This window comes from Streptococcus sp. 29896 (assembly GCF_032594915.1).
In the GTDB taxonomy this organism is placed as follows: Bacteria; Bacillota; Bacilli; order Lactobacillales; family Streptococcaceae; genus Streptococcus; species Streptococcus suivaginalis.
The window spans coordinates 588653-603314 of sequence record NZ_CP118733.1; the positions used below are offsets into that span (position 1 = coordinate 588653).

Genomic DNA, 14662 nt, shown 5'->3' on the forward strand with positions numbered 1-14662 from the left:
TTTTATGCTATAATGGACCTTGTAAAATAAAAAAGAAGAGGTATGTGAAATGTCACGTAAACCAATCATTGCCGGTAACTGGAAAATGAATAAAAACCCTCAAGAAGCGCAAGCTTTCGTTGAGGCAATTGCAGGAAAATTGCCTGCTGGCGACAAAATTGAAGCAGCTATCGCAGCTCCAGCTGTAGATTTGAACGCTCTCTTGTGGTTCGCTAAAGATTCAGAATTGAAGGTTGCTGCTCAAAACTGCTACTTTGAAGATGCTGGTGCCTATACAGGTGAAACTTCTCCAAAAGTATTGGCTGAAATGGGTGTGAACTACGTTGTTATCGGTCATTCAGAGCGTCGTGATTACTTCCACGAAACTGACGAAGACATCAACAAAAAAGCACACGCAATCTTCCGCAACGGTTTGACTCCAATCATCTGCTGTGGTGAGTCACTTGAAACCTATGAAGCTGGTAAAGCAGTTGAATTCGTAGGTGCGCAAGTTTCTGCAGCTTTGAAAGACTTGACTGCTGAACAAGTAGCATCACTTGTTATCGCTTATGAGCCAATCTGGGCAATTGGTACTGGTAAATCAGCTACTAAAGACGACGCACAAAACATGTGTAAAGCAGTCCGTGACGTTGTTGCAGCTGACTTCGGTCAAGAAGTTGCAGACAAAGTTCGCGTTCAATATGGCGGTTCTGTAAACCCGTCAAACGTTGCTGAATACATGGCTTGTCCAGACGTTGACGGTGCGCTTGTTGGTGGTGCTTCACTTGAAGCAGAAAGCTTCTTGGCACTTTTGAACTTCTAATTAATAATAATCATGAGTGAGCTGTTTCTACTATAGCTAGCTGATTAATTATTGTCTGGGTTTAGTTCTGAATTGTTCAGAACTAAACCCTTTTTCATAGTTATTTTTTGATTCGTTCCAAAAAATCCATTTCATTTCATTTTATTTGATAGTTTTTTGTTACCTAGCATATATTTGTCTAAAGTTATTGAAAAAGTAAAGTAGTGTTTGCAAAATCGAGTCGGCAACAAAATAAGAGTGCAGATGGAAATAAATAGATAGATATGGATTTCGCAATTGATATATAAAATACGAACAGTTATTAGTAAAGCTCACTTATCTGGATTATTATGTTGCTAATTTACAAGTTAGTTGAAAAAGTTTATAATGTAGGAGTTATAAATGTGAGGAAATTGAATAATGTCAGAAATAAATAATCAACGTCAAGAGAAGATGGTACATGGTGCCATTTGGATTACGGCAGGAAATATCATCAGTCGGTTATTAGGAATTATCTATATTATCCCTTGGCTCATTTGGATGGGAGAATACAAATCAGAAGCTAACGCCCTGTTCAGTATGGGGTATCAAGTCTATGCGAATTTCCTATCTTTTTCAACAATTGGTATCCCAACAGCGGTAGCAAAGCAGATTACACAGTATAATGCAAAGGGGAGACAGGATATTTCTTACTATCTAGTAAGAGAATTTTTAAAATTTATGCTGGTGATGGGCGCTCTTTCGGCGGTCCTCATGTTTGTTTCATCTCCATTTTTAGCGGCTGCTTCAGGTGAACCTACGAATCTTATCCCTATTATGTATAGCTTGGTTCCTCCCTTATTTATCTTTCCAGCCATGAGTATCATTCGAGGTTTTTTCCAAGGCTATCATGATATGCGTCCATTTGCAATCAGTATGATTGTAGAACAAATTGTGCGTGTTGTATGGATTCTTTCTACAACTTATGCGATTATGAAGATGGGTTCAGGAAACTATCTAGATGCTGTCACTCAATCAACCTTTGCAGCATTCGTTGGTATGATTGCGAGTGTTATTGTTTTAGTGATTGAGCTTCAAAAATCGGGGCATTTGCAGAAAATCTTACAAAAAAAGCCATCTTCTGTTGAAGTAAATATCAAAGTCTTGATTATTGAAACCTTGAAGGAAGCTGTTCCGATTATCATACTTGGGATGATTATTCAGTTGTATCAATTTGTTGACCAACTGACTTTTATCAATACCATGAAGCAGTTTACCGATCTTACGGGAGAAAGGTTGCTGACTCTTTACTCTTATCTAGTGGCAAATCCAAGCAAGATTACGATGTTGATTATTGGAATTGCTAATTCGATTAGTGGTGTTGCATTTTTATTGATTACAGAGAGTTACATTCAGAAGGATTTTAAAGAAACTGCTCGTCTCATCTCTAGCAATTTACAGATGATGTTTATCTTTGTGACTCCAGTAATTCTTGGCTCGGTTCTCTTGGCAGAACCTCTCTATACCATTTTTTATGGTCAATCAGAAGATGTAGCTATCCATCTCTTTGTTGCCAATCTTTTGTTGATTTTCCTGCAAGGACTCTACGCAGTATTTGGGATTGCCATTCAAGCAGTTTTCCAAAAGAAAAAAGGACTAATCTATTTTGGAATTGGATTCGGTGTCAAATTACTTCTACAAATTCCTAGTATCTACTTGTTCCAAGTATATGGTTCCTTGATTTCAACAGCGATTGGTCTAGCAGTCACCCTGGTATTATTTTATAGATGTATTCATCAGGCGGTTCCGTTTGATATAGAATCTCTGAAAGAAAACAACAGTAGTATTATATGGATTAGTCTCTTGATGGGCGTGTGCGTGTGGGTAGTGGAATTTTTCCTTAAAGGAATTCTTCCAGTAACAGGCTATTTTTCTAGCTTTGTACATATTATGATTTCAGGTAGTGTTGGGGGATTGATTTTCATTGTTTTGGGATTGAAAACTCGCCAGCTTGATTTATTGATTGGAGAACGTGCCCAGACTCTTAGACAGAAACTTCATCTTTAAGATTGTTTCATGATATGGAGACACTAACTTATAAAAATAAGCTTGAACGGTTAGTTCAAGCTTATTTTTTGTCTGAAAGTATGAAAACATCAATGAATAATTAGGAGCAAAAGTACGACTATTGATGTAATTTTTATTGTTGATTACTTTTTATCTACGACCAAGTATCTTTTTCATTACTTGTATCAGACGGTATTTAATGGGGAATGGGTGGTAAAGGAAGGTCCCCATCTTGCGGATGATATAGCCGTTAAAGTTTTGTTTGAAGCGTAAAACACCATCACTACCATCAAACTGACCAGTGATACCAAGGAGATTATAGAAAGGAATTTCTTTTGAAATTGCTGTTTGCATCACATGTTCCTGCAAGGCGACTGGCGCATAGAAGCGGTTAAATTCAGTATAAGATCCGCTGTAGAGATAGACAGCTTCTTGTGGAGTATATATAAAGAGACTGGCAGCAAGAGGGGTGTCCTGTTCCCCATATTGGTTGATCAATTCTTGTGCTTCCTCTTTACGTGTGGTAAATGTATTGAATTGATCGGTAAATTCTCGGAGTTGGTTTTGTTTTTTGACAGAGGCGGGATTAACATCTAAATCTGCTTTTAATCGTTCAATTTTCTGTGCTAATTTTTGCTGCTCTTTGTCCAAATTGGAGTAATAATCTACAAAATTGATTGTTGCCAACATAAACTCGGCACAATCTCCAAATGCATCAAAGAAGAGTTGGTAATATTCTAAACTCTTATCAGCATAGTTACGACGCTGAGAGGTAGCAGAGGTAATGTCCTTAAAAAGGTGCAGTTCGCTTTTTTCTAATTTTTTTAGCTTTATACCAAAGCTGGCTGTTTTATTGGCTAAGGGGATTCCTTTTTTTGTGTAAGATTTTCGTAAGTTTTCAGGAGTTAAATGAGAAAGGTCTTTGGCATATTGCCAAAATAATTGGCTACCATCATATCCTGTCTGGAAACCCTGATGAGTATATCCGCATGTTTGATAGAGTGACATGAGCTCATCGTTTTTTTGGCTAGTAGCCTCACCGTTGTTATCAAATAGTTGGTAAACTTCATTCGGAATAATGGCTAGTTCCAAAACATTTTGCTGTTTTGCATAATGTTTTAACTCTCTTAGGAAGCTGGTCAGAAAGGATGTGGCAGTGTAGACTGGTCCCCAATAAATTTCCATCTTGGTTCCGCCAAAGAGTTTTTGTGAATAGGCAAGTGCGGCAACGGTCACTTCTCCAGTCCCATTTTTGAATCCAAGAAACTGGATCTTGTATCCGCGACTTTGTCGTAATTTTGCCATTTCAAGTGACTGTTCGAAACTTGTCTTTGGCTGAGAATGGACAAAGGTTTCAAATTCATTTTCGGTTAATAATGTAAAAGTCATAAGTTTCCCTTTATGAACGTCTCAATAATTTTTTTAGGATTTGAATCGTCTTGTATTTTAGTGGCTGTGGATAATAACGGAAAGTTCCCATTTTCCGAACAACGTACCCATTGAAATTCTGTTTAAATCGTAGCACGCCATCGCTACCGTCAAATTCTCCCGTAATACCCAAGAAATTATAGAAGGTAATCTGGCGTTTGATAGCTTCAAGCATTACATGTTCTTGTAGGAGAAAAGGGGCATAGAATTTATTGAATTCTGTATAGGAGCCACTGAAGAGATAAACCGCTTCTTGTGGTGTATAGATGAATAGACTTCCAGCAAGAACAACATCCTTAGGACCATACTTTTGAAGGAAACCATTGGTTTCTTCAATCCGTTGTTGAAGAGCATCTAGTTGTTTATTGAGATTTTTCAGCTTAGTTTTTGGTTTGACGCTATCAGGCTGAGGACCGTGTACAGCGAAGATTTCCTCCATTTCAGCCTGGATTGTTGCTTGTTCCTGCAGCAGAAGTTGTAGGTATTCCTGAAAGTTAAGGGTAGCAACCATAAATTCAGCAGATGAAGCAAAACTATCATAAAAGTCTTGATAATAAGAAAGCCCTTTATCAGCATACTCACGACGTTCAGATGTGGAGCTAGTAATTTCCTTGAAAATATGTAGTTCATCACGTTTTAGGGGGCGTATTTTCATGTTAAAGCTGTGGACTTTTTTCATGATTGGACGGCCCTTTTTACTGAAGGAAGCAATCAAGTTCTCGGACTGGATACCAGTCAAATCTTTTACATAATGCCAGTCAGGTTCGCCACCAGGATAGCCTGTTTTAAGACCGTCATGTTGATAGCCTAGATTGGTTAAATAAGTAATTTCTTCCTGATTTTCTGGACTAGTTGGCTGTCCATCGCTATCAAATTGCTGATAATCTTGAGCTGGTTTTACAACTAGCTCTAAGACACCGTTTGTGGTTGCATACTCTTTTAAATGCTTATAAAAATCAGGCAAATAGTTATCGTCGGTTGATACAGGACCAGCATTTAGCTCCATGTAAATGCCCCCAAACATTTTTTTTGTATAGATGAGGGCGGAGATAACTAACTCTTGTTGAGGATTCCAAAGGCCAAGAAAGGAGACTGTAAAGCCTCTTTTCTCCAATAGAGTAGCCATTTCAGGTGACTGCAAAAATGATTTACTGGTTGCCAGCTGACAATGTTCCAGAAATTCCTCTTTGCTAATAGTCCTAAATGTCATTAGTGTTTACTCCTTAATTTTTTTCGGATTGTATAGGCGGTGGTTGTTAATTTGTAGAGGAAGCGATTTACTGGGACGGTAAATTCCCCCAGATATTCTTCGATGAGAGGGTTGAATTTTGATTTATAACTAAAGAGCCCACCATCTAGTTGGTTTTCAATACCTCCCATATTTTGCCATGAGGCACCGCGATTAAAAGCCTGTCTTGCTGTTTCATACCAAGTCAGAATAGCAGGTTGGTAACGGCGGAATTCTTCATCCATTCCAGCATAGAGATTGTCAGAAGTTGGACCAAAATCAACTGAAAGTGTTGCAGCAAGAGAGACAATATGATGACCCTCAGCTAATTTCTTTTCTAGGAAAGCAAGTTCTTCTAGTGTCTTCTCTGTATCTTCCCGATGTTGGGCTCGTTTACCTGGCTTTGTTTTTTCTGTAAATTTGAGTGCTTCCTGTGCTAATTTTTCCTTTTGAGTAAGGAGGGTGTTGTGGCGTTTGTCTAAATCCAGTTGCGTAATGGTTATATAGGAATGTTCTGGATAGGTTGTCAGTATTTTTTCATAATAAGCTTTATCTCTCAGAGAGATTGATTTGCGTTTCTCAGTTTTTTTCATGAGTGAAGCAAAATCATCCAACCATTCGAAGCTCCCAACTTGAACTATAAGCCCTTTATTCAAGGATGTGCGAATGGTTTGGCGTGTGCTTTTTGATAGAGTTTCGTCAGAAAAGTATTCCCTATGGATATTGGCTTGGAAACGGGGTTGAATGTTCTCTGCCATATCCTGAGTTCGTCCTGTCCATTCAGCACCTGCCTTTTGGAGAATGGCCAGTTGTGCAAGGGTTGTAGGGTTTTCTTCAACTTCTTGCCCAATTTTGTACTGTTTGAGTAGGAGGGCTGGGTCAAATTTAATGAAGAGGGCTCGCTTTGTTTTGCCGAATTTTTTTAGAGAAGCAAGGACAAATTGAACCAAGTCTTGGTTTGAGTAGTCCATAATCGGACCACGTGGAATATAGAGCATGCTAAAGCCAGCAGGTAGTGGGCGGATGAGGACAGAAGCAACGGCCACTAAACTGCCATCTTGGTAGAATCCCAAGCGCTCATTGCCCCAACTGTCTTTAATCGCAGCCCAGTTGCTGCTTTGCAAGAGGTTGACTTGGGACGATTGTTTTGCAAATTCATCGTGTTCTTGGGCAGAAATGCCAATTTTATAGGTGTACATTAGTTTAATACCCACTCTCTAATGGCGTGTGCAACACCATGTTCATCGTTTGATTTGGTGATAGTTTTGGCGATTGCTTTGACAGAATCGCTTCCGTTTTCCATGACAACTGGATGGCCAACAACTTCTAACATTGGTCGGTCATTTTCCTGATCACCAATGGCCATTGTTTGGTCCATGGTTAAGCCTAATTTTTGAGCCAGAGCTATAATAGCAAGTCCTTTATTGGCTTGTTTTGGTGTGAATTCTAGATAAAATGGCGCGGATTTGGCAATCGTAAAGCGATCAAAGAAGGCTGCTGGAATGGTTTCAAGAGCTTTGTCGAGACGCTCAGGTTCGTCCACCATCATGACCTTAATAATTTCCTTGTCCGTCATTTCTTCAGGAGTCCGATAGAAAATCGGTGCATTGACCAAGGTTGACTCATAGACCGTGTACTTCCCGATATTACGGTTGGCTGTGAACAGGCCTTCTTTGGTGCTGGCATGCATTGGAAGGGAGAGGGTGTTGGAGAGGTGAACCAGGTCTAGGTAGTCTTGGTAGGACAGGGTGTTTTTAACAAAGTCCTCACCAGTATGGGCATCTTGTACTAAGCTACCGTTAAAGGTAATGACGAAGTCGCCAGCTTGGTTGAGCTGCAATTCTTCTAAAATATGGTGTACGCCAGAAATAGGGCGTCCTGTTGCAATGACAATCTTGACGCCGGCTTCCTTTGCTTCTTGAATGGCTTGCTTGACATCAGGTGTGATTTGGTGTTGGCTATTGAGTAAAGTGCCATCGATATCGACAGCAACGAGTTTAATGCTCATAATCGTTTCCTTTGATAAATTGGTCGTTGTGAATATGACTGAGGAAGTCTTGGTTGTAGTGGGAAAAAATCCCTGCTTCATTCAACATTTCCTTAGGGAAATAAAAGCGGCTGTCACCGTGAACCGTGCCAGACAGTGAGGCGACGATTGGAGACAATTGCGAAAGCTCGACAAGGCTACCGTCTTTTCGCATGATTTCAATCTGGGTCCGTTTTTTCTGGTCATTTGGCCGATAAATATCGTAAGGCAGGTCAAAATTATGGTGGATAGCCGAGTAGTATTCGGGATCAAATCCTACATCTGCGACCAGGTGTCGGAGAGTATCGAGTTCCTCTTCCTGCTCTGCCTTAAAGGTAATGGACTTAAAGACTTTACGATTAATATAGCGTTGAGCTAGGTCTGAAAGTGTTCGGTCAGGTCCATTGATCCAGGATTGGAAATAGCTGTTCATAACCCCATCATCCAAGCCCAAGTAGTCCTCTAAATCAAACTGATGTTCGAAAAAGGGAATAAGTCGCGGAGATGTTAATTGGAAAAACTGTTTTTCAACGGGGTAGAGAATTTTTGCTCGTTTTAAAAGGTTTTGCAGCAGCACTTCCATCGAGCGACTGGCTGGGTGGAAATAGACCTGCATGTACATCTGGTAGCGACTAAGGACATAGTCTTCCACAGCGTGCATACCAGATTCCTTGAAGGCGATTCCTTGCGGAGTTGGGCAGATGACGCGGAGAATGCGAGTCAAATCAAACTCCCCATAGTTGGTGCCTGTAAAGTAGGAATCACGTAAGAGATAGTCCATACGATCGACATCAATCTGGCTGGAAATCAGCTGGACTACCTGTTTGTTAGGGTAGGTATGTCGGATGACGCTTGCTACTTTTTCTGGAAAATCTGGCGAAATCTGCAATAGGAGTGCATTGATTTCCGTATCAGGTGACAGGATGATTTGACAGGTCATTTCCTCATGGTCGGTGTCAAATAATCGTTCAAATGTATGCGAATAAGCCCCGTGCCCCAAATCATGTAAGAGGGCAGCTGTCATGGTTAAGAGGGACTCTCCTGCATCCCAAATATGGGCATAGTTATCCTCGAATTTTTGCGTTATTCTCCTAGCAATTTCATAGACACCCAAGCAATGAGAAAAACGACTATGTTCTCCTCCATGGAAGGTATAGGAGGTTGTTCCAAGTTGCTTGATACGACGTAATCGTTGAAATTCGCGTGTGTTGATCAGATTGTAGATCAATTCGTGATCAACATGAATGTAGTTATGTACTGGATCTCGAAAAACTTTTTCAATCATACCTTCCATTATATCAAAATCTGCTTCATTCTTCTTCTATAAACCTTTTTTGGGGCGGGTATTTACCTTTTTCTTAGTTTAGATTATAATAGAGGAATGACTGAAAATATGATTTTAACCCTCATCCAAATGATTTTGATAGCGATGATTGTTTGGATTTTGTACTTGATTGTTTCATATATGCGCCAGCATAAGATTTCGATGACGGACCGATTTTGGACAGGCTTTGGAATCGGTTTTTTGACAGACTTGCTTGATACCTTGGGGATTGGCACCTTTGCGACGACAACCAGTCTCTTTAAGGCAACCAAACTGGTAGAGGAAGATCGACGTATCCCAGCCACAATGACAACGGCCCATATCATCCCAATCTTGTTGGAAGCTCTGTTGTTCATTACCATTGTAGAGGTGGAGATGACCACCCTTGTCCCTCTTGCCATCTCTTCCTTTTTGGGAGCTTCTGTTGGTGCGCGTGTGACCCGAAACTGGGATACCAAGAAGGTTCAGCGGGTCTTGGGGGTCTTACTCATTGTTGCGGCGGGAATCATGGTTTATCGAATGGTAACGAATCCTGGTGCAGATTTGGGGACAGATGTTCGTGGATTAACAGGTTGGAAGTTGCTAGTTGGAATTGGATTTGATTTCTTAATTGGTATGTTGCTCAGCATGGGCTTGGGAAATTATGCTCCAGAATTGATTTTCTTCTCCCTAATGGGGATTAGTCCAGCAGTTGCTCTTCCGGTTATGATGTTGAATGCTGCCATGATGTTGTCTGCTGGGACCAAGCAATTCATTCAATCGGGTCGGGTTTCTTGGCCAGGTGTTCCGGGGATTATTGTCGGAGGGGTCTTGGGGGTTCTGACAGCGGCCTTTTTCCTTTCAAGCCTGGATATTAATAATTTGAAAATATTAGTGGTCTTTATTGCAATCTATACGGGTATGACCTTGCTACGTTCATCTTTTATTCAACACGCAAAGAAAGAGGTATAAGATGCAGATCCGGTTACTGAATCAGATTCAATTGGATGACCAGACAGAGGTGGTACATCAAGTTTTTCCAGTCGAATTGACAGAAAAAAATGGCTCTCTTTATCTTCATTATCGAAATGAAGAGGAAGAAAAGGTTGTTTTGAAAATGACAAGGGATGAGCTGACCATGACGCGATTTTCAAATCCAAAATCAATCATGCGTTTTTTGGTTCAGCAAGAAGCTATCGTAACCATTCCGACGCCGATGGGAATTCAGCACTTTGTCACAAAAACAGACCGCTATCAATTTGAGCCAGAGGCTGGAAAATTGGCTTTGTCCTATGAATTGCGACCTTTAGAGAGGGATCAAGTCTTTGCCCGCTATCAGATGGAGATTTCTTGGGGAGATTAAAACGTTTCCAAAAAGGAAAAATTCTTGAAATTTTGCTCTAATTTTGTTATGATAGGTGACAAATCGAGGGAGTAGCTAGCGGATTTCGCTTTTTCCATCATCTTTATAGAGCAACCTGTTTATCAGTGATGAAAAGTCAGGAATTGTGAAAAAGGTGAGAGAAGAGGTCATCCGTGATATTGTCGTCAATCCGACTTGTTTCCGGCAATATATTAAATAGCGAGACTTGTTTTAATAAAAACAGGTCTCTTTTTTATTGAAAGAGACCAAAAGGAGAAGGAAATTGTCAAAAGAACAAAAACGTGATTTGTTTTACACTCAAAACGAAGAACAAGTATTGTCTAGTCTCGAATCTTCTGCAGAAGGTTTGACAAGCCAGGAAGCCAGCAAGCGGTTGGCTGAGTATGGTCGCAATGAGTTGGACGAGGGCGAAAAAAGAACGCTCTTGGCAAAATTCTTGGATCAATTTAAGGACTTAATGATCATTATTTTGATTGCGGCTGCAATCCTAACAGTGATTACAGAGGGTTCACACGGTTTGACGGATGCTATTATCATCTTAGCGGTTGTTATCTTGAATGCGGCCTTCGGTGTTTATCAAGAAGGTCAGGCAGAAGCGGCAATCGAAGCTCTTAAGAACATGTCTAGTCCTGTTGCGCGTGCTCTCCGTGATGGCCATGTTGTCGAAGTGGATTCAAAAGATTTGGTTCCTGGCGATATCGTTTTGCTTGAAGCTGGAGATGTTGTACCTGCGGATATGCGTTTGTTAGAAGCTAACTCACTGAAGATTGAGGAAGCTGCTCTTACTGGTGAGTCAGTTCCAGTTGATAAGGATCTTTCCAAGGTTCTTGAAGCGGATGCACCAATCGGTGACCGTGTTAACATGGCTTACCAAAACTCAAACGTTACTTACGGACGAGGTCTTGGTGTGGTTACAAACACAGGTATGTACACGGAAGTTGGGCACATCGCAGGCATGCTTGCCAATGCAGATGAAACTGATACTCCATTGAAACAGAACTTGCACCAGTTGTCTAAAGTTTTGACCTATGCAGTATTGGTCATCGCTGTGATTACAATGGCTGTTTCAGTCTTTGTACGTGGCGAAGGAATCTTGCCAGCTCTTATGACCTCTGTTGCCCTCGCGGTTGCAGCTATTCCAGAAGGCTTGCCAGCAATCGTAACAGTTGTTCTTTCACTTGGTACTCAAGTATTGGCTAAGCGTAACTCAATCATTCGTAAGTTGCCAGCTGTTGAAACACTTGGCTCAACTGAAATTATCGCATCCGATAAGACTGGTACTTTGACCATGAACCAAATGACGGTGGAGAAAGTTTATACAAACGGTCAATTGGTTGATGCTAAAGAAAAGTTTGATGCATCAAACTCAACCCTTCGTATCATGAACTTTGCCAACGATACAAAAGTTGACCCAACAGGTAAATTGATTGGTGACCCAACTGAAACAGCGCTTGTTCAATTTGGTTTGGATCAAAACTTTGATGTTCGTGAAGTCTTGGTTTCTGAACCACGTTTGGCAGAATTGCCTTTTGACTCAACACGTAAATTGATGTCAACCATTCACCAGCAAGCAAATGGCCAATTCTTGGTCGCTGTAAAAGGTGCACCAGATCAGTTGCTCAAACGTGTGACACAAATCGAAGAAAATGGTACTGTTCGCCCAATCACAGATGCAGATAAAGAAGCAATCTTGACAACCAACAAGTCCTTGGCCAAGCAAGCTCTTCGCGTATTGATGATGGCTTACAAGTATGTGGATGCTATTCCTGAATTGGAATCTGACATCGTTGAAAATGAACTTGTCTTCTCAGGTTTGGTTGGTATGATTGACCCTGAGCGTCCGGAAGCAGCAGAAGCAGTTCGTGTTGCTAAAGAGGCAGGTATTCGTCCAATCATGATTACAGGTGACCACCAAGATACAGCAGAAGCAATCGCGAAACGTCTTGGCATTATCGATGAAAATGACACAGAAGACCATGTATTCACTGGTGCAGAACTTAATGAATTGACAGATGAAGAATTCCAAAAAGTCTTCAAACAATATTCTGTATATGCGCGTGTATCTCCGGAACACAAGGTTCGTATCGTTAAGGCTTGGCAGAATGACGGTAAGGTTGTTGCCATGACAGGTGACGGTGTAAACGATGCACCATCGCTGAAGACAGCCGACATCGGTATCGGTATGGGTATCACAGGTACGGAAGTTTCGAAAGGTGCCTCTGATATGGTCCTTGCAGATGACAACTTTGCAACTATCATCGTGGCGGTTGAAGAAGGGCGTAAAGTCTTCTCAAACATCCAAAAAACGATTCAGTATCTCTTGTCAGCTAACACAGCTGAGGTATTGTGTATCTTCCTTGCAACCCTCTTTGGTTGGGATGTATTGGAACCAGTTCATCTTCTTTGGATTAACTTGGTAACAGATACACTTCCAGCTATCGCCCTTGGTGTTGAACCTGCTGAGCCAGGTGTCATGCAGCACAAACCTCGTGGTCGTAACTCAAGCTTCTTCTCAGGTGGTGTCTTGAGCTCTATCGTCTACCAAGGTATTCTTCAAACAGCTATTGTCTTGGGGGTTTACGGCTATGCTCTTCTCTATCCAGAGCATAGTACCTATGCTGAAATCCACGCAGATGCTCTTACTATGTCTTATTTGACGCTTGGTTTGATCCAGTTGGTGCATGCTTTCAACGTTAAGTCTGTTTACCAATCAATCTTTACCGTTGGTCCATTTAAGAATAAACTCTTTAACTGGTCTATCGTAGCTGCCTTCTTGCTCTTGATGGCAACCTTGGTAATTCCAGGATTTAATACCTTCTTCAAGGTTTCAATCTTGACACCAACTCAATGGTTGGTAGCAATTATTGGTTCAGGCCTCATGGTTGTCGTTGTTGAAATTGTCAAATTTGTACAACGTAAAATGGGCTTGGATGAAAAAGCGATCTAAGAATACATAAAAAACTCAGGCTTAGCCTGAGTTTTTTGTATCTTTTGATAAGTGGTAGCGGGGGAGAAGGAAGTTACTGACTAGGAAGACTGTCAGCGCTATTCCTGCAATAACCGTCTCGACAATGGGGGCAAAGGTTAGAAAGGCTAGGGCAATAATAGCTAGCAGGCTGATAATGTAGATGCTGAAGTAAAGTTTATTTGGTTGTATGATGATATGATCGCCATTCTGCACTTCGATGGTTGATTTCTTATCTTCTCGGATAGCAAATTGGGCTGTTTTACCTGTGAGCTTAAGGGTAATCGTTTCCTTGTTTCCGATACTTCCAGCCGTTTGACCGTTGACTAAAAAGTGAAGTTTTCCGGCCGCCCCGACTGCTCCTGTATCTCGTTTAATGGTAATAGACATTGCAGACCTCCTTTTTCATTAGTATAGCACATATTGGTATAAGAATACATATTATTTTCAAGATTTACTCTCTTAAAATAGCTTTATTCTTTACAAAATAGCCTGCATAGGCTAGACTAGAAATGGAGGTTTGCTATGTCTGCACTTACAGAATTATTTTTAGCCCGTAATAGTCGCTATCTGCCAGCTGAGTCGCTTGCATTTTTACAAGCACGATTGGAAGAACTAACACCTAGACAACAAGAACATGTATTCAGCGTGAAACTCAAGGATCCCGTTTTGGCTTGGGTCTTTTCCTTCTTTTTTGGTCACTTGGCAGTTGATCGTTTTTATCTGGGACAATTTGGCTTGGCCTTGGCAAAATTGTTTTTGTGGTGGGCAAGCTTGGGGCTATGGATCGTAGTTGATTGGTTTTTGATTGTCAAATCGACAAAGGAAAAAAATCTAGAACGTCTTCACCAGCAGTTGTTGGAGGCTTATTACATGCCGTAACATACTCTGTTTTCAGGGTATGTTTTGTCATTTAATTGTAATAGCAGAGGTGATTCGTTACCTGATTGTAACCAAAAACGTAAAAAAATCTGCTATAATAGAAAAATGTTCTAAAATGGAGGAAACTATGGGCAGTCGCTCTTTTTCATGGGGATTCTTACTGACCTATCTTCTTGTTTTGGCTTGGAATGCAGGTTTGTTTGACCTCTTTCAAGTAGAAACTGGTCGAATACTGAGCCTGGACATCATACAAGTTTGGTCACATTCTCTGCCGCAATTGCTGACGGGTTTCCTACTCTATCTTCCTATGGGCATTCTTCTGGAACTAGTTTTTCGGACCGCTAGTTGGTTGCACAATTTAGTCCTGACAGGACTTGTAGCTAGCTTCTTGGCTTGTGTGACCTATCTTTGCAAAGGCCAACTGGTGGGGCTTGATTTTCTCTTATTCCAAGGTTTTGGAGCTGCCATAGGGATAAATGTAGCCTATGTTGCTACTAGTGTGTGGAGAGAAAAAGCCTATTCTCGACTACATCTTGTCTTTTTGCTTGGTTTTTTAGTGATTTTTGGTACAATTTTACTAAAGGAATATTGGCAAGAAATAGGATTTTTGCTAGAATGA

At 40.8% G+C, this 14662-nt stretch carries 13 protein-coding genes; 7 read left to right on the forward strand and 6 right to left on the reverse strand.

Annotated elements, in window-relative coordinates:
• Positions 1 to 49: 49 nt before the first annotated feature.
• The gene (gene tpiA / locus PXH68_RS02805) at positions 50 to 802 is read left to right on the forward strand and encodes a triose-phosphate isomerase (RefSeq protein WP_105144738.1); all 753 of its coding nucleotides are present in this window, start codon (positions 50 to 52) and stop codon (positions 800 to 802) included.
• A 399-nt stretch (positions 803 to 1201) separates the two neighbouring features.
• Positions 1202 to 2827, forward strand: coding sequence for a putative polysaccharide biosynthesis protein (locus PXH68_RS02810; RefSeq protein WP_205030487.1), 1626 nt, complete (start codon positions 1202 to 1204; stop codon positions 2825 to 2827).
• A gap of 150 nt (positions 2828 to 2977) precedes the next feature.
• Here the strand turns inward: PXH68_RS02810 and PXH68_RS02815 are convergent, their stop codons facing one another.
• Genes PXH68_RS02815 through PXH68_RS02835 form a run of 5 tightly spaced genes read right to left on the reverse strand, consistent with a single transcriptional unit; the run spans position 2978 to position 8794 of the window.
• Complete coding sequence (locus PXH68_RS02815) at positions 2978 to 4216, reverse strand: aminoacyltransferase (RefSeq protein ID WP_248027556.1); 1239 nt, start codon at positions 4214 to 4216, stop codon at positions 2978 to 2980.
• A 10-nt stretch (positions 4217 to 4226) separates the two neighbouring features.
• Positions 4227 to 5465 carry an aminoacyltransferase gene (locus PXH68_RS02820; RefSeq protein ID WP_248027554.1) on the reverse strand — a complete coding sequence of 413 codons (1239 nt, stop codon included), beginning with the start codon at positions 5463 to 5465 and terminating at the stop codon, positions 4227 to 4229.
• On the reverse strand, positions 5465 to 6682 hold the full coding sequence (locus PXH68_RS02825; protein ID WP_248027552.1) for an aminoacyltransferase: 1218 nt from the start codon (positions 6680 to 6682) through the stop codon (positions 5465 to 5467). The genes PXH68_RS02820 and PXH68_RS02825 overlap by 1 nt, the downstream gene beginning before the upstream one ends.
• Entirely contained in the window at positions 6682 to 7491 is an 810-nt protein-coding gene (yidA, locus tag PXH68_RS02830; protein WP_158454312.1) for a sugar-phosphatase, read from the reverse strand. Before yidA ends, PXH68_RS02825 begins: the two co-directional genes overlap by 1 nt.
• Positions 7481 to 8794, reverse strand: a complete 1314-nt coding sequence (locus PXH68_RS02835; protein ID WP_248027550.1) for an HD domain-containing protein — start codon at positions 8792 to 8794, stop codon at positions 7481 to 7483. The genes yidA and PXH68_RS02835 overlap by 11 nt, the downstream gene beginning before the upstream one ends.
• A 96-nt stretch (positions 8795 to 8890) precedes the next feature.
• On the opposite strand from PXH68_RS02835, the gene PXH68_RS02840 reads away from it, so the two are divergent.
• The 3 genes from PXH68_RS02840 to PXH68_RS02850 all read left to right on the forward strand — a co-directional run bounded on the left by PXH68_RS02840 (position 8891) and on the right by PXH68_RS02850 (position 13143).
• Positions 8891 to 9784, forward strand: a complete 894-nt coding sequence (locus PXH68_RS02840) for a sulfite exporter TauE/SafE family protein (protein ID WP_248027548.1) — start codon at positions 8891 to 8893, stop codon at positions 9782 to 9784.
• Position 9785: 1 nt separating this feature from the next.
• Positions 9786 to 10175, forward strand: a complete 390-nt coding sequence (locus tag PXH68_RS02845) for a YwiB family protein (RefSeq protein ID WP_248027546.1) — start codon at positions 9786 to 9788, stop codon at positions 10173 to 10175.
• A 283-nt stretch (positions 10176 to 10458) separates the two neighbouring features.
• Positions 10459 to 13143, forward strand: coding sequence for a cation-translocating P-type ATPase (locus tag PXH68_RS02850; protein WP_248027544.1), 2685 nt, complete (start codon positions 10459 to 10461; stop codon positions 13141 to 13143).
• Positions 13144 to 13164: 21 nt separating this feature from the next.
• Here the strand turns inward: PXH68_RS02850 and PXH68_RS02855 are convergent, their stop codons facing one another.
• Complete coding sequence (locus PXH68_RS02855) at positions 13165 to 13551, reverse strand: hypothetical protein (RefSeq protein WP_248027542.1); 387 nt, start codon at positions 13549 to 13551, stop codon at positions 13165 to 13167.
• A 135-nt stretch (positions 13552 to 13686) separates the two neighbouring features.
• Here PXH68_RS02855 and PXH68_RS02860 point away from each other — a divergent pair, with 135 nt between their 5' ends.
• Positions 13687 to 14043 carry a TM2 domain-containing protein gene (locus PXH68_RS02860; protein WP_248027540.1) on the forward strand — a complete coding sequence of 119 codons (357 nt, stop codon included), beginning with the start codon at positions 13687 to 13689 and terminating at the stop codon, positions 14041 to 14043.
• A 127-nt stretch (positions 14044 to 14170) separates the two neighbouring features.
• Positions 14171 to 14662, forward strand: coding sequence for a hypothetical protein (locus tag PXH68_RS02865; protein ID WP_248027538.1), 492 nt, complete (start codon positions 14171 to 14173; stop codon positions 14660 to 14662).

Excerpts from the sequence above, each read along its gene's own strand:
- PXH68_RS02840 (WP_248027548.1), top strand. The coding sequence starts at position 8,891 with ATGACTGAAAATATGATTTTAACCCTCATCCAAATGATTTTGATAGCG.
- PXH68_RS02820 (WP_248027554.1), bottom strand. The coding sequence starts at position 5,465 with ATGACATTTAGGACTATTAGCAAAGAGGAATTTCTGGAACATTGTCAG.
- PXH68_RS02815 (WP_248027556.1), bottom strand. The coding sequence starts at position 4,216 with ATGACTTTTACATTATTAACCGAAAATGAATTTGAAACCTTTGTCCAT.
- tpiA (WP_105144738.1), top strand. The coding sequence starts at position 50 with ATGTCACGTAAACCAATCATTGCCGGTAACTGGAAAATGAATAAAAAC.
- yidA (WP_158454312.1), bottom strand. The coding sequence starts at position 7,491 with ATGAGCATTAAACTCGTTGCTGTCGATATCGATGGCACTTTACTCAAT.
- PXH68_RS02810 (WP_205030487.1), top strand. The coding sequence starts at position 1,202 with ATGTCAGAAATAAATAATCAACGTCAAGAGAAGATGGTACATGGTGCC.
- PXH68_RS02860 (WP_248027540.1), top strand. The coding sequence starts at position 13,687 with ATGTCTGCACTTACAGAATTATTTTTAGCCCGTAATAGTCGCTATCTG.
- PXH68_RS02855 (WP_248027542.1), bottom strand. The coding sequence starts at position 13,551 with ATGTCTATTACCATTAAACGAGATACAGGAGCAGTCGGGGCGGCCGGA.
- PXH68_RS02845 (WP_248027546.1), top strand. The coding sequence starts at position 9,786 with ATGCAGATCCGGTTACTGAATCAGATTCAATTGGATGACCAGACAGAG.
- PXH68_RS02825 (WP_248027552.1), bottom strand. The coding sequence starts at position 6,682 with ATGTACACCTATAAAATTGGCATTTCTGCCCAAGAACACGATGAATTT.
- PXH68_RS02835 (WP_248027550.1), bottom strand. The coding sequence starts at position 8,794 with ATGATTGAAAAAGTTTTTCGAGATCCAGTACATAACTACATTCATGTT.
- PXH68_RS02865 (WP_248027538.1), top strand. The coding sequence starts at position 14,171 with ATGGGCAGTCGCTCTTTTTCATGGGGATTCTTACTGACCTATCTTCTT.